23 protein-coding genes are annotated in these 23854 nt (G+C 50.3%); 8 read left to right on the forward strand and 15 right to left on the reverse strand.

The genetic code is table 11. The annotated features are described in order from the left end of the window. Positions 1 to 15 precede the first annotated feature (15 nt). Positions 16 to 1293 (forward strand): hypothetical protein, encoded by a 1278-nt coding sequence (locus NZM01_05685; GenBank protein ID MCS6959522.1) that lies wholly within the window; start codon positions 16 to 18, stop codon positions 1291 to 1293. Positions 1294 to 1321: 28 nt separating this feature from the next. Here NZM01_05685 and NZM01_05690 read toward each other — a convergent pair whose 3' ends face one another. The 6 genes from NZM01_05690 to NZM01_05715 form a co-directional block, all read right to left on the reverse strand. After that, positions 1322 to 1954: a DUF3386 domain-containing protein gene (locus tag NZM01_05690; GenBank protein MCS6959523.1), complete on the reverse strand. Its 633-nt coding sequence runs from the start codon at positions 1952 to 1954 to the stop codon at positions 1322 to 1324. Positions 1955 to 1995: 41 nt separating this feature from the next. Further along, on the reverse strand, positions 1996 to 3336 hold the full coding sequence (locus NZM01_05695) for a hypothetical protein (GenBank protein ID MCS6959524.1): 1341 nt from the start codon (positions 3334 to 3336) through the stop codon (positions 1996 to 1998). After that, on the reverse strand, positions 3336 to 4562 hold the full coding sequence (gene sufD / locus NZM01_05700) for a Fe-S cluster assembly protein SufD (GenBank protein MCS6959525.1): 1227 nt from the start codon (positions 4560 to 4562) through the stop codon (positions 3336 to 3338). Before sufD ends, NZM01_05695 begins: the two co-directional genes overlap by 1 nt. A gap of 1525 nt (positions 4563 to 6087) precedes the next feature. Further along, positions 6088 to 6855 carry a Fe-S cluster assembly ATPase SufC gene (gene sufC / locus NZM01_05705; GenBank protein ID MCS6959526.1) on the reverse strand — a complete coding sequence of 256 codons (768 nt, stop codon included), beginning with the start codon at positions 6853 to 6855 and terminating at the stop codon, positions 6088 to 6090. A gap of 21 nt (positions 6856 to 6876) precedes the next feature. After that, positions 6877 to 7923 (reverse strand): class A beta-lactamase-related serine hydrolase, encoded by a 1047-nt coding sequence (locus NZM01_05710; protein MCS6959527.1) that lies wholly within the window; start codon positions 7921 to 7923, stop codon positions 6877 to 6879. Next, a complete protein-coding gene (locus NZM01_05715; protein MCS6959528.1) occupies positions 7916 to 8626 on the reverse strand; it encodes an RNA methyltransferase in 711 nt (236 codons plus the stop codon). Before NZM01_05715 ends, NZM01_05710 begins: the two co-directional genes overlap by 8 nt. 68 nt (positions 8627 to 8694) lie before the next feature. Between NZM01_05715 and rfbB the strand changes: the two genes are divergently transcribed. Together rfbB and NZM01_05725 are read left to right on the forward strand one after the other, a co-directional pair. Next, positions 8695 to 9756 (forward strand): dTDP-glucose 4,6-dehydratase, encoded by a 1062-nt coding sequence (gene rfbB, locus NZM01_05720; protein ID MCS6959529.1) that lies wholly within the window; start codon positions 8695 to 8697, stop codon positions 9754 to 9756. Positions 9757 to 9839: 83 nt separating this feature from the next. After that, the gene (locus NZM01_05725) at positions 9840 to 10454 is read left to right on the forward strand and encodes a radical SAM protein (GenBank protein MCS6959530.1); all 615 of its coding nucleotides are present in this window, start codon (positions 9840 to 9842) and stop codon (positions 10452 to 10454) included. A gap of 51 nt (positions 10455 to 10505) precedes the next feature. On the opposite strand, the gene NZM01_05730 is transcribed toward NZM01_05725, so the two are convergent. Both NZM01_05730 and NZM01_05735 read right to left on the reverse strand, forming a co-directional pair. Beyond that, positions 10506 to 10658, reverse strand: coding sequence for a hypothetical protein (locus NZM01_05730; GenBank protein MCS6959531.1), 153 nt, complete (start codon positions 10656 to 10658; stop codon positions 10506 to 10508). A 90-nt stretch (positions 10659 to 10748) separates the two neighbouring features. Then, complete coding sequence (locus NZM01_05735; GenBank protein ID MCS6959532.1) at positions 10749 to 11351, reverse strand: hypothetical protein; 603 nt, start codon at positions 11349 to 11351, stop codon at positions 10749 to 10751. On the opposite strand from NZM01_05735, the gene NZM01_05740 reads away from it, so the two are divergent. Together NZM01_05740 and NZM01_05745 are read left to right on the forward strand one after the other, a co-directional pair. After that, complete coding sequence (locus NZM01_05740) at positions 11350 to 11883, forward strand: CGLD27 family protein (protein ID MCS6959533.1); 534 nt, start codon at positions 11350 to 11352, stop codon at positions 11881 to 11883. The two genes, NZM01_05735 and NZM01_05740, sit on opposite strands and share 2 nt — an antisense overlap. Before the next feature lie 59 nt (positions 11884 to 11942). Further along, entirely contained in the window at positions 11943 to 12173 is a 231-nt protein-coding gene (locus NZM01_05745; protein ID MCS6959534.1) for a hypothetical protein, read from the forward strand. Here NZM01_05745 and NZM01_05750 read toward each other — a convergent pair. The 6 genes from NZM01_05750 to NZM01_05775 form a co-directional block, all read right to left on the reverse strand. Next, entirely contained in the window at positions 12170 to 12778 is a 609-nt protein-coding gene (locus NZM01_05750; GenBank protein MCS6959535.1) for a hypothetical protein, read from the reverse strand. The two genes, NZM01_05745 and NZM01_05750, sit on opposite strands and share 4 nt — an antisense overlap. Positions 12779 to 12800: 22 nt before the next feature. After that, entirely contained in the window at positions 12801 to 13298 is a 498-nt protein-coding gene (coaD, locus tag NZM01_05755; GenBank protein ID MCS6959536.1) for a pantetheine-phosphate adenylyltransferase, read from the reverse strand. Between the two features lie 286 nt (positions 13299 to 13584). Continuing rightward, entirely contained in the window at positions 13585 to 13719 is a 135-nt protein-coding gene (locus NZM01_05760) for a hypothetical protein (protein ID MCS6959537.1), read from the reverse strand. 224 nt (positions 13720 to 13943) lie between these two features. Continuing rightward, the gene (gene queG, locus NZM01_05765) at positions 13944 to 14861 is read right to left on the reverse strand and encodes a tRNA epoxyqueuosine(34) reductase QueG (GenBank protein MCS6959538.1); all 918 of its coding nucleotides are present in this window, start codon (positions 14859 to 14861) and stop codon (positions 13944 to 13946) included. 88 nt (positions 14862 to 14949) lie between these two features. Next, complete coding sequence (aroA, locus tag NZM01_05770) at positions 14950 to 16263, reverse strand: 3-phosphoshikimate 1-carboxyvinyltransferase (GenBank protein ID MCS6959539.1); 1314 nt, start codon at positions 16261 to 16263, stop codon at positions 14950 to 14952. A gap of 66 nt (positions 16264 to 16329) precedes the next feature. After that, positions 16330 to 18747 carry a DNA topoisomerase 4 subunit A gene (locus NZM01_05775; GenBank protein ID MCS6959540.1) on the reverse strand — a complete coding sequence of 806 codons (2418 nt, stop codon included), beginning with the start codon at positions 18745 to 18747 and terminating at the stop codon, positions 16330 to 16332. Between the two features lie 180 nt (positions 18748 to 18927). On the opposite strand from NZM01_05775, the gene NZM01_05780 reads away from it, so the two are divergent. From NZM01_05780 to NZM01_05790, 3 genes are read left to right on the forward strand one after another with little or no spacing between them, the layout of a single operon-like run. Further along, positions 18928 to 20256, forward strand: a complete 1329-nt coding sequence (locus tag NZM01_05780; GenBank protein MCS6959541.1) for a cation:proton antiporter — start codon at positions 18928 to 18930, stop codon at positions 20254 to 20256. Between the two features lie 10 nt (positions 20257 to 20266). Then, entirely contained in the window at positions 20267 to 21820 is a 1554-nt protein-coding gene (locus tag NZM01_05785) for a DUF3685 domain-containing protein (GenBank protein MCS6959542.1), read from the forward strand. 8 nt (positions 21821 to 21828) lie between these two features. Then, positions 21829 to 22344 carry an SMI1/KNR4 family protein gene (locus NZM01_05790; GenBank protein MCS6959543.1) on the forward strand — a complete coding sequence of 172 codons (516 nt, stop codon included), beginning with the start codon at positions 21829 to 21831 and terminating at the stop codon, positions 22342 to 22344. A gap of 145 nt (positions 22345 to 22489) precedes the next feature. Here the strand turns inward: NZM01_05790 and rocD are convergent, their stop codons facing one another. Further along, positions 22490 to 23722, reverse strand: a complete 1233-nt coding sequence (gene rocD, locus NZM01_05795; protein MCS6959544.1) for an ornithine--oxo-acid transaminase — start codon at positions 23720 to 23722, stop codon at positions 22490 to 22492. Positions 23723 to 23854: the final 132 nt, after the last annotated feature.

A 23854-nucleotide genomic window follows, 5' to 3' on the forward strand; every position in this document is an offset into this window, starting at 1 on the left:
TTGGTAGGAATGCGGATGCGACGAAGAAGTTACTACTACCGATCGGGTACACCGACCTGGCGGCGCATATTACTCCTGGTTTTGGGGGGCGGTTTTGTCCTTTTTTTGGCAGTGGAAATTCTTCTAAGGCTGGTGGGGGGACGATTTTTAACTACAAACCCTTCCCTCGCGGAATACTATCAGTTACGCCTAGCTACTTCCCAGGGGGAACCCATCGCTAACAGCTCCAACTATGGTCTAAAAGTAAAGTTTAGCTCTCCCCTCCCCTACACCCTCGTACCCAACCAAAGTAGTCCCCACTGGCACATCAATCCCCAGGGCATGCGGGACAAAGAACCTCTACCCCAGGTCAAACCAGCTAATGAATTTCGCATCTTTCTGGTGGGAGGATCAGCAGCGTTTGGGCAATATGCCCCCGACAACGAGAGCACGATCGGTGAAATCCTAGAGCAAAAACTAAAAGAACGCGTCAAGCAACAGCGGCAATTCCCCCAAAATTTTCAGCCCCCTAGCCTCCCCTTCTTTGCTGAGCAGGTAGAAGCGGCGCTGGCTTTACCCCCCCGCATACCCGATCGGGAATATCGCGTTATCAACAGTGCTGTGCCCGGCTACACTTCCCAAGAGGAATTGACTCTCCTCGCCCACGAAATTTTAAGGCTCCAGCCTGACTACATCATTGTTTTGGATGGTTACGCTGATCTACTGCCCCCCCAACCCCTCTCCTACCAGTTAGACCTCTGGCTGCGCCAACCAGGTCTCCACTTTCGGCAAAGCCTGGGCTATCGCCTCCACCGCCTCTGGTCCCAATTAGCGATCGTGCGTTTGGGGAAAAGGTTGTCTACACCACCCCCCATACCTCAGAGACATTACAAGCTGGCTGCCAATTGGGCAGAGCGCTGGCAAAAGTATCGTTTTAATCTGAAGCAGATGGGCAAATTAGCAGCAGGTAAACCCCTACTGGTCATTCTGCAGCCGGAAATCACTGGCAGTGGCAACCGATCGGACAGGCAAGAGCAGCAAATCTTAGGGCAACTAGACCAAACCTATCAGGAAGTTATCCAACAATCCCTCGGTATGCTCACACCTGCAACACTGAAAATGGATTTACCAGGAGCAACCGTACGTAACTACTACCAAATTTTCCGCCAATTCCCTCAAGCCGCCTTTGTTGACCCCATACACTTTACCGTAGCGGGCAATCAATATCTGGCAGAACAAATTCTCAATGAAGTAGTACGTACTATTCAGCTTACCCCCAATGCTCCCCCACCTAATCCCTCCCTGGCAGAGTAATTTGCCCCCGTAGGGAGGGTGTACCCAGCTAACCTAGGTGGATGTTGTCCAGGGTAAAAGTGACGGCGTTGCCCCCCTCATCCTCGATCGTTCTTTTGCACAAAATATAGTAGTCCCCTACTTTTTGGTATTCATCGGTGAAGTATTGCCGCGGTTTGATTTGCTCACCGGTTTGGGGATTGTGGTAAATAGAAGTGTAGCGGTGGGAGAGATAGCCCGCCTCCGTGGGATGGACAGACAGGGTATCGATCGTGACCACAGTGCCGTGAATGTGACGGTGTACCATTGTCACCACATTGTCTTTGACTTTATAACGGTCCCCAGCACTAGCACCACCTACTAGGATTTCCTGGGCACCGTCCTCGTCCTTGCTGCCAAAGCTAAAAGTATTCTTACCATGGGTATCCTCGAAACTGCGGCGGACACGGTGAATCGTGATTTCCCAAATTTGCTCTTTGATAGCGTTTAAGACCTCTTCATTGTCAATGCCCGTGATTTCTGCCTTGAGTTTAGCATCTACTTTCACTTGACCGCTGTAAGATTGCCCCCCTTTGGTCATAGTGACATCAGCAGTAAAGCCAGGGAAATTGCTATCCCAGGTGTAACGGTTCTCATAGGCAGCGCGGAATAAATCTTGGGCACTAAGGGTTGCGGTAGTCATAGGTGTTTCCTAATGCATTTTACTAGCAACAATATCCTAGCCTAGTTTGGCGGTGGGATCATGAATTTGCGTTCCCGATCGGACTCAGGCTCGATCCAACCATAGACAAAGTGGCTCAGGCATTGAATTTGGGGTGTGCGTTTTTGAATTTCTGCCATTTGCACCTCTAGGGGGGCGTGCCCGTTGAAGGGTTTACCCCAGATACCGGCTAGAGCAGGACAGACCAGGGTTTGGGGGGGTGATTGCTGCAGCACTTGTGCCACTTCCTGGGCAACACATTTGCCATCTAAGCACAGCCCGTAGGTCATGGGGTGCCGTTGCCAGTGGGCAGGAAATCTGTGCCAGGGTTGCATTCTCGTATCTAACTTCTGTCCCTCTTGGCGGTTGCCCCCAGGGAAAAAGACTGTCCCGATCGCTATTGAGGCAGGAATGGGGCGGGTGATAGTTTGACTGAATTCTAATACCCCAGTGTAGGCGTGTTCGGTGACTTTCTCCCATAGATTGGGGTCATTGCCCCCCCGATCGAGATATTCCTCTAATTGTGCTCTCTCTTCACCATCCCTTGCTTTTGCCAATAACGCTTGGCGAGATGCCTCTCCGTATATCCATAGGTTTTCCACGCGGTCATTCATTCTGGGAGTGGTCAAAGGATAACGAATGTAATCAAACACTAGACCATCGGGCTTAGCCTTGACAAATTCCTGCACCACCCTCTGTAAGTCAGCCCTGGCTTGGGGATGGTAGGGGTCAACAAACAGATGTTCTGTCTCTGTCAAAGGCAGATAAAAGGATTTGCCATCTTTCCCTTCCGCAGGAGTGAATTTCGCCCTGCTAATACTAGTCTCGCCTCTGCCATTGCGGGCAAGGACACCTAAACGATCCCTATTTTCCCCATAACCATAGCCAAAATTGAGAGTGAACAACCAACCATAGACCTTTAAGCCCCTCTCTTTGCCTTTTGTTACTGCCATTTGCCAGAGGTCTGTATCAGGGGTCAGTTTGCCTACTTGGACTGCCTCTAACGTGACCGATCGCCAGGGGCTTTGATTTTGACTGACAGGTAACAACACTCTGCCATCATAAAAAACTTCCACAAAGACTTGGTTATAGCCCAGGTCAACAATGCGATCAAAGACAGATTCCAGCACCCCTGGCAGGGCATCGGCAGGGTAGAGACGGAGCCAGATAGCCTGGGTGGGGGGAAAGTTTTTTTGCCGACAGCGCTGTAGTTCTGCTGCATCAGCCTGGACACGTTTTTGATAGGCAATGGGGTCTTGTAGCCTCAACCTCTGTTTTGTCTGACTAGCTGCTGGACTGACTTGACAGGTTGCCCCCACCGCTGTACAAGGTAAAAAAGCCAAGAGAATCCCTAGCCACTTCATCAGACTACCCTGAGCCAATCCCGCATAGATGGGAGGGGAATATTTTTGATAATCTCCCCCGCAAAGGCATAGGTGAGTATATCAGTGGCAGTAGCCAGGTCAATCCCTCGACTTTGCAAATAAAATAGTTCGTCCCGATCGATTTGACTGACAGTAGCACCGTGAGCACACTTGACATTATCAGCGACAATTTCTAACTGGGGTTTTGTATCAATGCGGGCATGGGGAGAGAGTAAGAGATTGCGGCTGAGTTGACTAGCATCAGTTAATTGTCCTGTTTTTGCCACACAGATTCTACCATTAAACACGCCGTGACTATGTTCTCGCAAAATGCACTTGTGCAATTGGTTACTCCGCCCCTGGGGATGACTGTGGATAATAGCCGAATGGGTATCAGCTAGTTGCGTCCCGGCGATAGAAACTAACCCCTGGACAATTGTCGTGGTGGCTTCCCCCTGCTGTTGGATATGCAGATTGTGACGGGACAAACGAGCACCTAGATCGATCGTTTGCAACTGATAGAAACTCTGCTTTGCCTGTCTCACTCTGGTGGTTTTGGTATGAAACCCCAATCTTCCTTGCTTTTGCAGGATTACATGATTTAGCTGGGCTTGCTCACCGATGTAGATTTCTGTAACAGGGTTAGACCAGTATTCTGCTTCTGTGCCTGTGTGGATTTCCACGATCCTCAAGCGGGTATGGGGAGATAGCACGATCAAACAGCGGGGATGACTGACGGTGTGGTGACCAGAGTTGAGAAAATGCAGACCGATCGTTGTTTCCTGTTGCCACTGACTAGGGGCATAGATAAGAGCGAGATCGTGACAGGCTTGACTATTCAGTTGCGTAAGATAATCCCCGTCATCTGTATATTGACCGAGATGGGCAAACAAAACATGACCACACTGTTTGATGTCCCCTGCCACGGAGCCAAGCACACAGAGGTTATCTATACAGAAGAGCGATCGTTCCCTCTGGCAAATACCATTGTGGAAAACTAACTGATAGTCCGCCTCGGGGAGGGAGCAAGGCTCGATCAGAGCATCTATTTGACCTGTCTGCCAGGGAATTTCCTTGATGGGGGTAAGGTCCGTATATTTCCAGTCCTCTTCTCCCACAGAGGGAAAATGTAACTGAGTTAGTCTTTCCGCTGCTTCTGTTCTAAGAGAATTAAGCAATCTCTCTACTTCTGGGTTCATCATTCCTCTGTCAACCAATCTTGACATACTCCCCACCCTAAAGTGCGGGGATTCTGGTTCCTGCCTCAACGACAGCGCTTACCAGATGGGGTTCCCCTCCCTGGCAGTGGCGCACATCTCCACAGGCGTTCCCTCTTGCTCGGTCGACGTCGGTCGACGAGGCTCCCGAGTCGGAGGCGGTTCCCTTTTGCCCAAAGGTACCCTTTGCTCCTAGCATTGCCAACCCTTTCTTGAGAATGTTCATGGCCGCTGTCTGGTCACGGCAAGCAACAAAACCACAGTTGGGGCAGATATGAGTGCGAGTGCTTAGCGTCTTTGGTACCCGATACCCGCACTCAGGACAGTCTTGGCTTGTGTACTGAGGTGGCACCGCTATCACTACCTTATGCCATACCCTACCGTAGTAGTCTAGCCATTGAGTGAATTGCCCCCATGCCGCGTCATGAATTGACTTTGCTAGGTGCCTGTTCTTCACCATACCTTTTATGTTCAAGTTCTCATACACCACGATGTCGTTGGACATCACGACGCACCGAGCGAGTTTAATCGCCCAGTCTCTACGCTGGCGTTGGACTTTGAGGTGAAGCCTTCCTACCCTCTGTCTTTGTTTGTGGTAGTTCTTACTTTGCGCCTTGCCCTTTCGGTCGACGTCGTTCGACGAGGCCGCTCGGTGAGACTCGCGAACCGCTCTCGAGTCGAAGCTCCCGAGTCGGCGGTATTTTCTGCTTAGTTTCCGCTGCTGTTGTTTTAATCGCTTCTCAGATTTGCGCAAAAACTGCGGACACTCTACCGTGTTCCCCTGTTGGTCTGCATAGAAATACTTTAATCCCAAATCTAAACCTATCACCTGCCCCGTATATGGGACTGATTCTTTCCTCTCGGCATCAAGGACAAACTGGGCGTAGTAGCCATCAGCACGGCGGATAATCCGTACTCTGTTTATCTTCAACCGCAAGATGTCTTGTCTTGCCTCTGCGTTGCAGTACAGAGAAAAACTGCCAGCCTTAAACCCATCAGTCAAGGTAAGGGTCCTGCCGTCAGGAGATAATTTCCACCCTGATTGCTTGTACTCCACGCTACGCGTATGTTTCTTAAATTTGGGATAGCCCTTCTTTCCCTCCCCATTGCGACAGCGGTCATAAAACCGTGAGATAGCAAACCACGCCCGCTCTGCACTGGCTTGTCGGGCTTGGGAGTTTAGCTTCTTGGCAAACGCAAATTCTTGCGCTAATTCTTTGCACACCCTATACAACTGTGCTTTGTTCACGCTCGGTCGGTGTTCGGCGAGCTCACCAAAGCCGCGAGGCTCCCGCGTCACTTGATTGTCCATCCAGTACCGTAAACACTTGTTCCTGACAAACTGCGCCGTACGGATGGCTTCATCTAAAGCCTGATACTGGGAGGCTATCCCCTTGAGTTTGCATTCTCTCACTAGCATAGGAGCATCTTATCACAAAGTCTTATGGATAAAAAGCCGTCGTTCGGTGAGGTCGGTCGACGTCGCTCGACGAGGCTCCCGAGGCGCTCACGAGCTGCCCTAAAAGGCGGGGCTTTAGACCCAATCAATTTCCTGGTAACCGCGGGATTCCAGTTCTAATGCCAGGTCTTTCCCCCCTGTTAACACAATTTTTCCCTCTTCCATGACGTGCACAAAATCAGGGACTATGTAGTTTAACAGTCTTTGGTAGTGGGTAATTACGATCGTAGCGTTTTGGGCATTGCTGAGTTGATTGACCCCTGCCGCTACAATTTTGAGGGCATCAATATCCAACCCTGAGTCCGTTTCATCTAGGATAGCTAGCTCTGGCTCCATCACTGCCATCTGCACAATCTCATTTCTTTTTTTCTCACCGCCGGAAAAGCCTTCATTGACACTGCGCTGTAAAAAGGCAGGGTTCATCTCCACAATCTTTAGTTTCTCTTCTATAAAGTCACTAAAATCCAACAAATCCAACTCTGGCAAACCACGGTGCTTCCGTACAGCATTACAGGAGATGCGTAAAAACTCCGAATTGGTCACCCCTGGAATCTCTAGGGGATACTGAAAAGCGAGGAACAACCCTTCCCGCGCTCGGATTTCTGGCTCCCACTCTAGTAAGTTGTGTCCCTTAAAAGTGATACTGCCCCCTGTAACAGTGTAATCGGGATGTCCTGCCAGCACTTTAGAAAAGGTACTCTTTCCCGATCCGTTGGGGCCCATGATGGCGTGAATTTCTCCCCGTTTCACTTCCAGGTTGACTCCCTTCAATATCTGGGTGCCATCTACTTCAGCAGTCAGGTCTTGCACAGATAACAATGTCTCTGCTTCAGGAATGATCATGTCTTGCTACTTAACTTTGCCCTAGTTTAACACTTCGTTGGTGAGGGAGGTTGGGGGTAAGGGTGCCTTGCCGGACTGGAAGTAGTCGTACACCGTGGCGGAAATTTTGCGGATTAGTTCTTCTGCCGTGCCGTCTTCGGGGGGACGTTTCACCATCACCGTTAAAAAGTAGCGCTTGCCATTGGGAGTATCAATCATAGCAGTATCCCCTACCAGAGTAGCGATCGTGCCGGTTTTGTGTCTAACGCGGCTAGTTTCCCCCAGGGGAGCAGCAATTAGATTATTGTTTTTGGTCTGGAGCAGAATGTCCATAAACAAGTCACGACTGCGGAGAGACAGTAACTGGTTTTGTTCCACTTTGTTAAACAGTTCCACTAACTCCTTGGCAGTGGTGGTATTCGTCCCCTGGAGGTCTGGTAGGTAATTGCGCAACCGCGTCTGACTCATGCCCCATTGCTTAAACCGATCGTTGATTGGCTCAATCCCCCCTAAACGCTTGATCAGCATATTGGTAGCAGTGTTATCGCTCTCCGTGATCATCAAGGTAGCCACTTCCAGGGCAGGTACTTTTGTCCCCAGCGGGCGGTCTTGCAGGATACCCGCTTCAGGAGCTTTCACATCCTCTGTCAGTTGCAGCGTTTCATCGAGGGCAATCCCTTGCCGGTCAACCTGTTCTAAAAAGGCAACCAGAATAGGTAGTTTAATCAAGCTAGCGGCAGCGGTGAGGGTACTGGCATTGATGTCCACATACCCCCCCTGGTCCGGTTCATAGAGCATAACATAGAGGGTGAGTTTATCAGCTTCACTTTTGGGGACAAGCTCTTTGATAGCAGCAGCAAGAGTTGGGATTTCCTGTTTTAGGGGCAGGGGTGGAGGAGTAGGTGCAGTGGGCTGCTGGGCAGCGGGGGAAGGGGGAGCAGGACGATTGAAGAGGGCAGAAACAGTACCGATAATCAAACTGAGAGCCACGAGGGGCACAAGGATGACAATCAGCAGGCGAGCCAACAGCAGCCAGAGGGGCATAGGCTTTCTCTGGGCACGACTACGACGCTGCCGCAATCTACGCATGGGTTTTATTCCCCTCTACCGCCCACTGTACCTGACTGAGGATGCCCCTGAGCATCGTCACTTCCTCTTGGGTTAACTGCGCACGCTGCACCATTTTACGGAATTTTTGCATGCGGGCAAAAGCAGTATGGGGGTAAAGGTAGCCAATTTGCAATAAAACCCGTTCTAAGTGACTGAACAAGCCCTCGATCGCTTCCACGGGGGCAGGCACGATCGGTGGGGGGGTGGGGTCATCTACCTGGGACAGCCGCCATTGGTAACAACAGATTGCCACTGCTTGGGCGAGATTGAGGGAAGGGTAGGCTGCCACCGTGGGAATGGTGATTACCCCTTGACAGTACTGTAGTTCCTCCTTGCTCAGTCCTCTGTCTTCTGCGCCAAACACGAGGGCACTTTCTCCTACTCCTTGCAACCAGGCTATACCCTGGGGGGGGCTGACACAGGTCAAACAATTGTTTGAGCGACCACAGGTACCTAATACCCGTTGGCAACCTGTAAGAGCTGCAGGCAGGGAGGGGAAAATCTGAGCCTTGGCGAGAACATCCTGGGCGTGGACTGCCATTTGCTTAGCTTCTGAGTCATAGGGACTGCACAGGGGATTGACCAGATGTAACCGATCGAGTCCCATATTTTTCATCACTCTGGCAACAGCCCCTAAATTTAACGCGCCTTGGGTCTCTACCAGGACAATTCTTAAGGACATACTGCGCTTATATAACTAATAGTTTTATGCTACCTTAGGAGGGACAATTACTACTAGATAGGGGCAAAATGGAGACTTGGTTGGTCACAGGGGGAGCGGGTTTTATTGGTGGTAACTTTGTGCTACTAGCCAGGCAGAAACAGTGGGCAAATATTGTCAATCTCGACAAACTAACCTATGCAGGTAATCTACAAACATTGCAGTCCTTGCGTAACGATCGGGGTCATCATTTCATCCAAGGGGACATCGGTAATCGGGAGTTAGTCAAATATATTCTGGAACAGTTTGCTATTACAAAAATTATCAATTTTGCAGCAGAAAGTCATGTCGATCGTTCTATTCTTGCCCCTGACAGCTTTATCCAGACAAACATTGTAGGCACTTTCCATCTGCTAGAGGTAGCAAAAAATTACTGGCAAAATCTAACCCCAGCCGCACAGGACAATTTTCGCTTCCTGCATGTTTCCACGGATGAAGTCTATGGTAGTTTGAGCTTTACTGACCCCCCTTTTACGGAAGAAACACCCTATGCCCCCAATAGCCCCTACAGTGCTTCTAAAGCCGCTGCTGACCACCTCGTACGATCGTTTCACCACACCTATAAATTGCCTACCCTCACCACTAACTGTTCTAACAACTATGGACCCTATCAATTCCCCGAAAAATTAATTCCCCTCACCATTCTCAATGCCTACGAAAATAAACCAATTCCTGTCTACGGCAAAGGGGAAAATGTGCGGGATTGGTTGTATGTAACTGACCACTGTGAAGCTATCTATCAAGTCCTCACCCAGGGTAGACCAGGGGAAACCTACAATATCGGCGGCGAAAGTGAAAAACCCAACCTAGAAGTGGTGACAACAATCTGCACTATCTTAGATGAAATTGACCCCCAACCCACTAGCCGTACCTCCCTCATTACCTTTGTCAAAGACCGCCCTGGCCACGACCTACGCTATGCTATCAACTGCAGCAAAATCAAAACCCAATTGGGCTGGCAACCCCAGGAGAATTTCGCCAGTGGCATCAGAAAAACGATCGAGTGGTACCTCAATAATTTAGCTTGGGTGAACGGCGTGCGATCGGGTGCCTATCGCCAGTGGCTAAAACAAAACTATGACGATCGCTAAAGCTTTTGTTAAAAATCTCTGAGCAGGGAGTGCCCGATCGGTAAGAGGAGATTAAATTAAAAAGGAGCTAGGGCAACGCCACTATGAAACAACCACCTGTACAAGATTTTATTCCCCCTGGGCACCTCAACATTATGGGTTTGATCCACGAGTCGGCGGTGAATGGACCAGGGCGACGGGCGGTAGTGTGGGTACAGGGCTGTCAGCAAGCATGTCTCGGCTGTTTTAACCCCCAGTCCTGGGAGTTTGTCCCTAACCAGATTGTCCCTGCCCCTGACCTGGCAGCGCAAATTTTAGCTAATCCCCACAACGAAGGGGTAACATTTTCAGGGGGGGAACCCTTCTGGCAAGCAGAGGCACTGACGGAGTTAGCCAAGTTGTTGAGAGCTGAGGGCTTAAGTGTGATGTCCTTTACAGGCTTTACCCTGGAAGAATTGCGCTCCCCCCAGGCTCCCCCCTACAGCCAAGCCCTCCTAGACCAGTTGGACATATTGATCGATGGTCCCTATGTGCAATCCCTGGCGGTCAACTCCCCTGATTCCTTGGTTTCTTCCCGCAACCAAAGAGTCCACGTGTTTAACCCTGCCTTTGCCGATCGACTAGATTGGGCTTCCGACCAGGCGGAAATTCACATCCTTAAGGACGGCACGCGTATTATTACTGGTTTTCTTGGCTCCCTCAATCTGTCTGCCAACTAAATACCCCCCGCACCATCACGGAGGGCATCTAGGCAGTGGCTCATAGTCTATCTAGCTAACGTAGGGTTTCCAAGTGTGATCCGCAGCTTCCTTAACGGTTAAGCCGACTTTGGCAGCAATGCGACCCAGTGCCTTTTCCTGGCGTTGTTGGTCTTGTACACGGTTGTTGATGGTGGCTTGGCGGAGTTGTTCTTTGATGTTCATAACCTTGTCCTTTTTCTATCGACAATTACATTATACAGAAAATTCTGTAGCTTATGCTACCAAAATATCAAAATTTACAAAAATACATCTTTAGGCAGGGCGGTAGGTGGTGAGCCACTCCCAGAAGTTACGCCAGAGTTTGACCAGCCAGGCTTCCAGGCGGGCGACTAGCCGATCGAGCCAGAGCAGGAAGTTAATTAGGGGACTGTAGACGTAGCCGAGGGAGGTGGCAGGGGTATCAATCCAGGCTTGCAGGGGTGGTTCGGGGGGGTCTAGTTTAACGGAGGTGACTTCGAGGGGTAATTCAGGAGGGGGGAGGGGGGGCCAGGGTTCCGTGTCGTTCTCGTAGGCTTGTTGGGTGGGGGAGAGCCTAGGTCGACGGAGGAAATAGTCCATGGCTTCTTCTAGGAGGGTGCGCCAACGGTGGAGTATGATCGCGCGGGGGCGGGGGGAGAGGGTGTTTGCAGGGGCAGTAGGAGAACTCAAGTCAGCGGGGGGAGGCGAGTAGAGGGGGGAGGTAGTTTTACCTCTTAGCAAGTGCGGTAGGGTGTCTTGGCAGAACTGAGCAACGGCTTGGAGGGTTTGCGGGGCTTTTGCTAGCCAGTGGTGGAGGGCATGGCGTAATTTTCTGCCCCATTGGAAGGGTAGTGACTGGTAAATCCAACGAAACAAACGGCTTTGGAAGGGAGGCATGGCAGTCGTGCTATCATCAGTCAGTAGGAGCTATTGTGCCATAGCGGGCATTATGACTAATCCCGTTCCCCCCGAACAACAACCCTTGAACGAGTTTACGGCACTTAGTGAATCCTATTTTTTCGCTTGGGGCAAGGCGGAGGGTTGGCGGTTTTGGCGAGTAGTGCTCTGCATCTGGTTGGGCTGGTCGGTGGTGGCTATTCCCCTGGCAATGGCGAGTTTTGATCCCCATAAGCAATTGGGTAAGTTCCTCAGTGCCACGGGAGCAGGGGCATCGATCGGTCTAGCTTTTATTCTGCTGCGCCTCTTTCTGGGCTGGAGTTATGTCTATCACCGCCTAAATAGTGACACCATTCTCTATGAAGAAACAGGCTGGTACGATGGACAAATCTGGCAAAAATCAGAGGTGGAACTGGCACAACATCGCCTAATTGCCAATTACCAAGTGTTGCCGATTTTGCGACGGATTCGTGCGGTGGGGTTAGTAGTGACAGTGGTGCTGGGGGTGAGTTTGGCAGGGGCGATTTTTTAGGAATGCTTGCCTTAACGGGGGGAAAGCGCTAAATTCTACGGCAGACCATTTCACATGACTTGAGGGAGGAGGGTGTGAATTCCCGATCGTTAAAAATAGACACCTCAATACTCCATGCGGCAAAGCAGGCTTACCGCTCCTACATGGATGCCTACGACGACCAGTTGCCTCGTCCCCTGGGGATCGCTGTCAATCGCTATGACCTCACGGGCAAACTAGTGTTCCGTAAACCGATCCTCCTGCCCCAGGAAAGTTTTGTGCCGATCGAGGTGGTGGAATCCCACCGTTAGCTCAGTTCTTTGCGTCCGTTTTGTACTACTCTCAGCATCTCCAGCAGTTGGGCTTCCAGGTTGCTCAGGATTTTATCGGAATAGGCATCTGCCCCGCGTTGCATTTGCTCTACTTCCGCTGCCACCCGCTGCCGTAGGCTCTCTAATTCTTTTTGCGCTTGGTTGCGTCTCTGGGTTACTTCGTTAATGACCTCATTGCGCATAGCTTCGCATTCCCGTTGCGTTTGCTGCAGTAATTCCTGGGCTGCTGCCTCGGCTTGCCGCATAATTGTTGACTCTTCCACTAGCCGTTCTGCCCGCTGTTGTGCCATCTCGATCGTGCGTTGGGCGTAGCGCTCTGATTCAGTGATAATCTGCTCGCGGTATTGCAGGATTTCCTCTGCTTTGGCAATGGATTCGGGAATAGCTAGCCTCACCTGGTCGATTTGCTGACACAATTTCTCTTCGTCCAGGATTGCCTTGCCCATAAAGTGAATGCCTGTATCGATAACTAGCTCCTCTAATTTGTCCAGTTCCTGGTGCAGTTTCATGTAATATTTGACTTGGTCTTCGCTAATCTGCGTCAGTTCCTGGGGAGAAAGGGGAGACAAGTTTTCCGACAGCATCGTTTTTTCCCATGTGACAGGCTTAACCACTTATCATACCAGACTTGATGCCATAGCGGCACTCCAGGGCAGCCACGATCGGGGGGGGGACGAGATGATCGATTGCTCCCCCTAGACGGGCAATTTCTTTCACGACACTGCTGCTCAAAAAGCTGTACTCCGTTTTGGTAGTGAGAAAGACAGTTTCAATTTCTTTGGCGAGGGTCTTGTTGATATGCGCCATTTGTAGCTCTAACTCAAAATCCGACACCGCCCGTAGTCCCCGAATCAATACCCTAGCTCCCTGCAGGCGGGCATAGTTCACTGTCAAGCCTGTAAAACTATCAACCCTAACATTGGGTAGGTGTGCCACTACGTCCTTGATCTGCTCTACTCGTTCTTCTAGGGTAAATAGGGGGGTCTTCTGGGGATTGCGTACTACCGCTACGATCACCTGGTCAAACAAAACACTCGATCGGGTAATAATATCCAAGTGCCCGAAGGTGATGGGGTCAAAGCTACCAGGATAGACAGCAATCAGATTCATCACAGACTCCTAATTCCACCCCGACTAATCTCAAGGACTGGTCATGGGTGCTATTGCTACAATACTACCATCCTGATCAGGGGGTCGGTGGGAGTAGGTATACTTTTGTTCTCCACATGTTTTTAGAGATGCCCTTGAACCTCAGAAAGAATGACGAAAAACTACCTAATACCAGTACCTGAACAAAGGAATGTGACTAAATCTTGGTTGTATTGCGCCATCAAATTTCTTTAGTGCTTCTTCAAAAGATTACACGATTAACCTAGGCAAATCTCACAGGCTAGGAGTCTTTCTGCCAAAACTCCCGCTTCTTTATGTTTAACTCTTGCCATATCTGTTTCTGTCTCTCGCTTAGTTCCCCACCCTCTTCAATATACTCCGCTAGCTGACCGTAGTTAAATTTGTCAATAAACATTTACTCAAACCCTCTTGGGTGGTCAGGGGAAAAATTTCTTTATCTTGATACTCCATATAAGTCACCTCAGCTGTTAAATCTATTGTAGAAGAAGGTCTTTGCTAATCCTATAACTAGGAGGGGGGGAATTCTTCCACACTCAGCAGTAAGTGCGTTTGCTCCTGGAGGACGGTTCTTAGGAGGCAAATTTCTATGCCTTAATACCAGTAATAACCGAGCATCTTTCAGAGCCGATCGGTAGTTTGAATTGCTTTGGCATTGCGCCGCCATTGTTCTGGTTTGATGCGCTTTAGGGCTGAGCCATTAAATTTTTGCTCCCATTCTTGGTCTGTCATTTCTGCTAGTTCTGTAGGGTCAGGGTTGAGGTTGCCAGGATAGGGGTGGAATTCTGCCACTGTTGTCTCTTTGGCAAATTTGCGATTCCAGGGGCATACATCCTGGCAGATGTCACAGCCTGCTACCCAGTTCTGCAGGTTTTCCACGATGGCGGGGGGGAGGATAGGGGCGCGATTCTCGATCGTGTGATAGGCAATACATTTACGGGCATCTACAACAAAAGGGGCAACGATCGCTTGGGTCGGACAGGCAACAATGCAGCGAATGCAGGTGCCGCAGTGTTCAGTGTGGGGACGATCGGGTTCTAGGTCTAGGGTGGTGAGGACTTCACCGAGGAATACCCAGGAGCCGTAGTCTTTGGTAATCAGGTTGCTGTGTTTGCCAATCCAACCAATGCCTGCCCGCTCTGCCCAGGCTTTTTCCATGATCGGTCCTGTGTCAACATAGTAGCGGGTTTGACATGGGGTTTGCGCTTCTATCCACTGTGCCAGTTGTTTGAGTTTTTTGCCTAGTACTTTGTGGTAATCCTTGCCCCAGCCGTAACGGGAGATTTTCGCCCGATCGTTTCTGTGCTTGTGGGGAGTGTAGTAGTTGAGGGCAACGCTGATTACTGATTTCACACCGGGGAGTATTTGGTTGATGTCCTGTCGCTTGGGATTGCGCATCCACTCCATGTCGGCATGATAACCCCGATCGAGCCAGGCTCGTAGTCTTTCTACTTCTTGTCCAGGGGTAGCAGGAGCGATTCCTACTTTCGTAAATCCTAGACTAAGGGCATAGTCTTTGACGGCTTGGGCAGTCAGCATAAGGCTTCGGTTCGGCAAGCTCTGGTTCGACAGGCTCTGGTTCGGCAAGCTCTGGTTCGGCAAGCTCACCAGGCGGGGGAGGGCTTGGTTAGGCATCGGTACTATTGCCAAAGAGGAATTGCAAGGTAGGTATGAAAGAGGGGTAGGAAACAGTCACGCAGTCAGCGTGTTCAATCTCGGTGGGATTTTTCTGTGCTACTAAACCAGCTATGGCAAAACTCATGGCGATGCGGTGGTCGTTGTAACTATCGATCGTTGTGCCCACTAGGGGTCTGCCACCAAAGATTTCCATGCCGTCGGGATGTTCAATGACCTCTGCTCCCATTGCCCTTAAGCCCTGGACGGTGGCAGCAATCCGATCGCTTTCTTTAACTCGCAGCTCTTCCGCATCTCTGATCACTGTCCTGCCTTCAGCACAGGCAGCAGCTATTGCTAACACAGGCAATTCATCAATCAAGCGGGGAATAATACTGCCGCCAATTTCACAGCCCTTCAAGGCAGCAGTTTTAACCCGTAAATCAGCGATCGGTTCCCCTGTGATTTCCCGTTCGTTTTCCAGGGTGAGGTTCGCTCCCATCGCCCGCAAGACTTCCAAAACTCCTGTGCGGGTTGGGTTGACTCCTACATTTTTAATCACAATTTCTGAGTTGGGCACGATCGAGCCTGCCACTAACCAAAACGCTGCCGAACTAATATCCCCCGGTACGATTACTTCTTGACCGCGTAGGCGATTGCCCCCCTTGAGGATAACTGTGTGACTATCCCGATCGACGCGTACATCGGCACCAAAGGCCTTTAACATCCGCTCGCTGTGGTCGCGGGACTGCTCCGGTTCCGTAACGATCGTTTCCCCACTGGTGAGGAGTCCTGCTAGCAAAATAGCCGACTTGACTTGGGCAGAGGCAATGGGGGAGATGTAGTGGATGGGGTGGAGTTTTTGCCCCATGACGGCTAGAGGAGCTTTTGCCCCGTTCTCCCGTCCCCAGATTGTTGCCCCCATCCGCCGCAGGGGATCGACTACCCGCATCATGGGACGCGCCCGCAGGGAATCATCGCCAGTAACAGCAAAGAATCGCCCCACGTGACTGGCTAGAATGCCCAACATTAACCGCAAAGTTGTGCCAGAGTTACCCGCATCAAGGATGTTACTAGGCTCCTGCAAATTCCCTAAACCTATCCCTTTAATCCGCACCAAGTCACTATTGAGGGGGGAAATTTCTGCTCCCATGGCACTAAAACACTGGGCGGTACTGCGGGGGTCTTCCCCGAGCAGCAATCCCCTAATAATTGTTTCCCCTTCTGCAATTGACCCTAACATGAGAGCACGATGGGAGATGGACTTGTCCCCTGGCACAGTGATTTCCTTGCCCTGGGTGGCATAGGGACGGGGATGTAACACCAGTTTGTGGTTTTGCAGAAGTTCGATCACGACAATGCGGGCACTGACACTTCCTATTAGCCTACCTGATCATGGCAGCACGATCGCAATTACTCTTTCTCCTGCCGCCAGTTCCAGTAAGGGCACGCCCTGAGGACTACCATTCTCCACTGGTAAGGGCACAGTTACCAACCGCTCCCCTGGATTGAGCAGCAGAGTGACTTCCTGGCAATCAGAGGTTATAGTGGCTAAAACTGCTAGGTAATCGTCACTACTCTTAAACCCCATCCCCTGCACACCCAAACTGCCCTTAGTTGCTACTCTAATTTGTCCCCGCTGTAACACCTTGCCGTAACCCTGGGCTGTGACCAAAAGTACCCGATCGGTTTCCCCTACCGCTATGCAACCCATCAAAATCTCATCGGGTTTGAGTTTGAAGCAGGGATTGCCCAAGGCCGATCGGGTTTGCAGGGGGATGAAATCATCCTGAACAGGAAGGCGGGTCATGCGCCCCTTGGCAGTGGCAATTACTAGGTCTGTCCCAGGGGGGAGATAACCTGCCCACAACAACCGATCGTTTTCCTTTAACTTAATGGCTAGGAGTCCCCGACTGGTAATATCAGCAAATTCTTGGGCTTCCAGTCGCTTTGCCCGTCCCTGGGCAGTGACTAGACCAATGGGGTGTACCTCAGGCAGAATAACACTGACAATTTTTTCCACCTTCGCAGGGAGGAGGGGCAGGAGGGGAGTACCTTTACTGCGGGTGCGGGGCATGGGGGGAATCTCTGCCACAGGTAGGGGAAAAGCCACCCCCGTGGAGTCAAACAGCAACAGCTCCCGATCGTTGGCAGTAACTATTTTGGTTATGGGGGGGTCATCGGAGCGGGTGGGGGGTATCCCATCCCATTTACGCACGTAGCCGCGATAGGTAAATTCCAAAATGACTTTCCGATCGGTGGGGGCAGGGGGAGGAGCAGCCACAGCTAGGGCAAGGTCGGATTTAGAAACAATGCGAGTACGACGACTGTCGCCAAATTCTGCTTTGAGGGCTTGCAATTCCTGCTTGAGAGACTCTAGTAAAGCCGATCGGTGGTTGAGGAGATGTTCCAGGCGTTGAATTTCTGTGACTAGGTTTGCTCTTTCTTCCTGTAATTTCTGTTGTTCCAGGTTGGTCAAGCGGCGTAGGGGCATAGCTAAGATAGCTTCAGCCTGGGTAGGGGTAAGATTAAATTGCCTTTCTAACTGCGCACGGGCACTAGTAATTTCCGCCGCATCTCTGATGGTGGCAATCACAGCATCGATCGCTTGGAGGGCAAGCAACAGACCTTCCGTTATGTGTAATTTAGCCCGACATTGGTCTAATTCATACCTATAGCGGCGGGTAAGAGTTTGCTCCCGAAACTGGAGAAATTCCTGCAACAATTGGCGCAGAGATAACTGACAGGGACGGCGATTGACTAATACCAACAGAATTGCCCCAAAATTAATTTGCAAAGTGGTAGTGCGATAAAGTTGGTCAATGATTTCCTCTGGATTAACCTCTTTTCTTAACTCCAGCACCACCCGCATCCCCGCTCGATCGCTTTCATCGCGAATATCTACAATTCCTTCTAGTTTGCCCTGGTTGACTAATTCTGCCACTTTCTCGATCCATGCTGACTTATGTACCTGAAAGGGCAATTCTGTGACTACAATGGCAGTACGCTTACGGGTCTTACTGAGGCTAATTTCTTCCACGGTGGCTACGCCCCGCAAAGTGAAACTGCCGCGTCCCGATCGGTATAGCTCCTGCAAGTTGCCGTCCGCCACAATAATTCCCCCCGTGGGAAAGTCTGGTGCAGGAATCAAATCAAACAATTGTTCATCCGGTAATTGGGGGTCATCGATGAGAGCAATCAAACCATCCACCACTTCCCCTAGATTATGGGGCGGAATATTAGTCGCCATCCCCACCGCAATCCCTGTTGCCCCATTGAGGAGTACGATCGGTAGGCGGGCAGGCAAAACCGTAGGCTCTCGCTGGGACCCATCGAAATTATCTGTAAAGTCGACAATCTGTTCGTTAACATCCTGGAGCAGAGCATGGTAGCCCAGGGGAGCAAGCCGACATTCCGTATAGCGCATTGCCGCCGGCGGGTCATTATCGATCGAGCCAAAATTGCCATGCCCTGCCAGGAGGGGATAACGGCTAGAAAAATCCTGCACCAAGCGCACCAAGGCATCGTAGACCGACTGATCCCCGTGGGGGTGATACTTACCCAGCACATCCCCTACTACCCTGGCACACTTGCGGAAAGGACGATCGGGTAACAGACCCAATTCCTGCATAGCGTAGAGGATACGGCGGTGCACAGGTTTTAAGCCATCTCGCACATCCGGCAGCGCCCGCCCCACGATCACACTCATGGCATACTCCAGGTAGGACTGCTGCATCTCCAAGTGCAAAGCCGTGGGGATAATCCCCCCCTCCTCCGTGGCACTATTAAGCAGATTTAGTTGTTCTGTCATCACTCCCTCTCTTCGGCAAGCTTGGTCGAGCCGTGCGACTCCCTAGCCGTCCATTCCTATCAAAACACAAATCACCACTGCTTTTGTCAAGGGGGGGAGATTAAGTAATTTTGGGCACAAATTTTACCGTTTGGTCTTCCTAGATGGGAGTAAGCTAAAGAAGTTGTTAAGAAAATATGTATGACCTGGTCACTGTTAGCCGTAGCGCAAGGGGAAGCAGTAGAGGAACCGATCGTGTTTGCTGGTGTCCTCCTAAGTTTGGTTGCTATCTACATTGCTAGCAAGATTGGTGGCGAAATATCCAACCGGCTGGGGTTCCCGCCTGTATTAGGGGAGCTAATCGGTGGTGTGCTCATTGGTATCTCCGCCCTGAAATTAGTGGTTTTCCCGGGGGAAGGGGTCAGCGCCCAAGATTCCCTGCTAATGCAACTATTACAATTTAGCGCTGGTCTTAGCCCTGCTGCTGTGGCACAACTTTTCCAAGAGGACAGTCAAGTAATTTCCGTTCTGTCGGAGTTAGGGGTATTCATTCTCCTGTTTGAAATCGGCTTGGAATCCAACCTCAGTGATTTGTTGAAGGTGGGGACGCAAGCAGTCCTGGTGGCAGTGGTGGGGGTAGTGGTTCCCTTTGCCGCGGGGACTTTGGGTTTGATGTACATCTTTCACCTGGATGCTATTCCGGCTGTGTTTGCGGGAGCAGCTCTGACAGCTACCAGTATTGGCATCACTTCTAGGGTACTAGCGGAACTAGGACAACTGACGACTAAAGAGGGACAAATCATTCTCGGGGCGGCTGTAGTGGATGATGTGTTGGGAATTATTGTGCTGGCAGTGGTCGCTAGTCTTGCCAGTACAGGGGAGGTGGACATCACAGAAGTAGGTTTAATTATTGCCAGTGCTGTTGGCTTTCTTTTGGGTGTGTTGTTTGCTGGGGGTCTGATTAACTCAGCTTTTCTGAAAATGGCGGGCTTTTTCCAAACCAGGGGGGGAATCATTGTCCCTGCTCTCATCCTGGCCTTTATTTTGGGTTATCTGGGCACCGTCTTGAAACTAGAAGCGATTTTGGGAGCTTTTGCGGCAGGGCTTGTCCTGGATGAAACTGACAAGAAAGAAGATTTGGAAAAACTCACCAAACCGATCGCCGATATTCTGGTGCCTGTCTTTTTTGTGGTGGTGGGGGCGCGTACAGACTTAAACGTGCTCAATCCCGCTATTCCGGAAAATCGCACTGGTTTAATCATTGCTACCTTTTTGATCACAGTGGCAATTCTCGGTAAGATGGCAACAGGTTTAGCCGTATTTGGCAAAGATAAACTCAATCGCCTAGCGATCGGTGTGGGTATGATTCCGCGGGGGGAAGTAGGTCTAGTGTTTGCTGCTGTGGGTACAGCTAGTGGTACACTCACGCCTGCTCTGGATGTGGCCATAATTTTGATGGTTATCTTCACCACCTTTTTGGCACCACCTCTGTTGCGGTTTGTCTTTCCTAAACAACCCGTAGGAGCATAATCTAAAAAGTATGGTCAATGTCTTGCTGGTAGATAGCGATCGGTCTTTTCGGTTAGGTCTGCGGGCTTGGCTAGAAAAGTACCCTGGCTGGCAAATCACGGGGGAAGCAGGTACTAAAGAAGAAGCTCTTGCTCTGATGCAGCGCCAATCTTTTGACCTATTGATTCTGGAACTGGCGATCGAGGGGGGGCTAGAACTCTGCCAGCAAGTCAAACAAAACTACTCCACGGTCAAGATTTTTCTGCTCACGGAGTTACCCCGATCGGTATTGGTGGAGGGTGCTCTGGCTTTAGGGGTGGAGGGTTATTCCCCCAAGGGGGTAAGCGGGCGGCGATTACTGCAGTCCCTCACAACGGTGGCAACAGGGCACAAATATCAGTGGAGTTCTCCCCTTTCCCCTTCTCTGTGGCGCTTGGTGCGGATGTATATGCGGGATACGGGTTTAGCAGAAATTGATCTAACCTTGTTTGCTGTCCATCAGCAGTTGTCCCGTCCCGGTTTAGCCCCTTTTGTTCGCTTGGTGTTAGAGGGGAGAAGAAGGGAACTAAGATGTGCCCGCTGGCTAGTGGAACGGCTCTGGCGGGTAGAGCAACCCTCAGAGGTGATCTTTGCTTCCCCCAAACAGGAATTGACCCTATCTTTACCCGATCGGTTACTAGCTAACATTCCCCCCAAATGGCAACAGGGCATAGAAAATTTAACTGAGTTTCCCCTCGAAATTGACATACTACTGCCGGAAAAACGTCAGGAACTCTTAGCTATTACCCTGGCAGAATTTCGCCATACCCTAGCCCAATGCCAACGATCGCAAATAACTGCTGACCAACTGCAAACTCAGTGGTTAGAAATAGTCACCGACCTGTGGCAACGCACAGCGGAATCTTTTTTTGGTAAATACACAGTCATTACCGATCGGGTTCTGCAAGACCGCCCATTGGTACAAAAAGCCATGCTGCAACCCCTGCCCCTGGTACCAGAACTACTCTCCGCCTTACTGTTTGGCACACCCCTAACTTTGCTTGATGAAAATGCCAACCTCACTGCCGAAATGTATCTGCAGGATTTACTAGACAACCTCTGCATTCAAGTAGCTAATGCCGTTGTACAACCCCTCCTCAACAACTTCGCCCAGGACGAAGGGGTACGTAAACGATTATTTCAGTACAAATCGACGCGGGAGATAGAAAGATTCCGTAATGAACTGTCCTGGAAATATCGCTACAAAAACTGGTTTGGCGAACCCCGTCATATCTTTGAGAGCAAACAAGAACTACTAGTATTTACAGCAACAGGCATCGATCGGGTTTACATCAATCATTCCCGTTTGCAGGAACTAAAGTCTTTACGGGGCTGGCAACTGATATTTACCCTGGCTTTAGAATTTCAGGATGCAGTAGCCCCCAGATTAAGGTCGATCGTTGATTTTTTGGGCAGAGCCTTGGTGTTTCTACTAACAGAAGTGATCGGGAGGGGGATTGGCTTGATTGGTAGGGGGATTTTACGGGGGATTGGTTATGCCTGGCAACCAGAGGGGAAGGTACGTCGTCCTAGCAATTACAACTAGAGGGTTTTATGTATGATATTGACTTAACTGACTTTTGGCTAGATAGTGACTACGCCCGCAATTTCTATGTATGTGAACCTCCGACAGAAGCAACCATAAAAATGGTCGAAGCAGAATTAGGTTACAAACTGCCATTATCTTATATTGAACTGATGAAAACACAAAATGGGGGTTTCCCCCGAAGAAATTGTTTTCCTACCGCAGAAAGAACTTCCTGGGCAAGTAATCACATTGCCATAGAGGGTATTTTTGGTATTGGCAAAGATAAAACTTACTCCCTATGTGGGGGTATGGGCAGCCAATTTTGGATTACGAATTGGGGCTATCCACCCATCGGTATCTACTTTGCTGACTGTCCCTCTGCTGGTCATGACATGGTTTGTCTGGATTATAGACGAAATGGTAGGCAAGGAGAGCCAGAAATTGTGCACGTCGACCAAGAATTTGACTATAAAATTACCTTCCTCGCTCCTGACTTTGCCGCATTCATCAAGGGATTAGTAGATGAAAGTGAGTTTGATTAATGCAGAAACTATTGATCCTATGCTTGCAATAAGACAAAAGATTTGACAACAGGATTTTCCTTCAGAAAGTTGGGTACCTTAAATCCCTGTCTAGGCAGGGAGCAAGACCTAGCCATCTCACCCCCGCCTATAAACCTGAACAGTGTCAGTGCATCAATACCTTGGCAATCCGTTCCAAAGCCCAATCCAGTTCCGATCGGCTAATTACCAAGGGAGGAGCGAAGCGAATAACATGTTCACGAGTTTCCTTCGCTAGGATGCCTTCCTTCATCAGCGCCTTGCAGAAGCGGCGTGCCCCACCCGCCTCAGGTTTTAGCTCCAACCCAATCAACAGCCCCCGTCCCCGTACTTCTTGGATATAGGGACTCTCGATCGCCTGCAGTCCCGTCATAAAATAAGCCCCTAGCTCAGCTGCCCGATCGGGTAACTGCTCTTCCACAATCACATCCAACGCTGCTATACCGACAGCCGCTGCCAGCGGATTGCCCCCAAAGGTACTACCGTGATCCCCTGGATTGAAGACCGACATCACCTCTTGGGTACTGACAAAAGCAGAAATCGGATAAAACCCCCCCGACAGAGCTTTACCAATTGTGATCCCGTCAGGCTTGACTCCCTCATGTTCAAAGGCAAACATCTTGCCCGTACGACCCAAACCCGTCTGAATTTCATCCACAATGAGCAACACATTGTTCTGCCGACAGATGCGCTCCGCTGCCCGCAGGTAACCATCTGGTGGTATGATGATTCCCCCTTCCCCTTGGATAGGCTCCAAAAAGAAAGCCGCTGTATTCTGAGTGATTGCTGCTTCCAAAGCAGAAACATCCCCATAGGGAATCACCTTGAATCCTGGGGTAAAGGGAGCAAACCCATCCCGATACTGCTCCTCTGTGGAAAAACTAATAATACTGATAGTGCGACCAGCAAAATTGTTTGTGCAGACAATAATTTCTGCTTGACCAGCAGGCACGCCCTTGACTTTGTAAGCCCACTTGCGCACAGCTTTGAGAGCTGTTTCTACCGCTTCTGCGCCTGAATTCATGGGTAAAACTTTGGGCAAGCCAACAATACGGCACAACTTTTCATAGAACCGACCCAATTGATCATTGCGGAAGGCGCGGGAAGTCAAAGTAACCTTAGTAGCCTGCTCGATGAGGGCACGGAAGATACGGGGATGACAATGCCCTTGATTCAAGGCAGAATAGGCGCTTAAACAATCGAGGTAACGATTGCCATCAGTGTCCCAAACCCATACGCCTTGCCCCCTAGTGATTACCACATCCAAAGGATGATAATTGTGAGCACCGTAAATAGTTTCCAGGTCGATGTACTCTTGGGTCGTTAATTTGCTACCTAAGTCAGACAATGTTACTTGCATACTTTTCCTATCAATCCCAAATTATGTGAACTGAAAATAGATAACCAAGCCTCTTACTAGGCTCATGGACAACTGTGAATAAAAGATATAAGGAAGTACTGAACAGACTGTTAGTCAGGTAGTCTCAGCTTG

Origin of the sequence: Pseudanabaenaceae cyanobacterium SKYG29 (genome assembly GCA_025055675.1) — a bacterium.
In the GTDB taxonomy this organism is placed as follows: Bacteria; Cyanobacteriota; Cyanobacteriia; order Pseudanabaenales; family Pseudanabaenaceae; genus M5B4.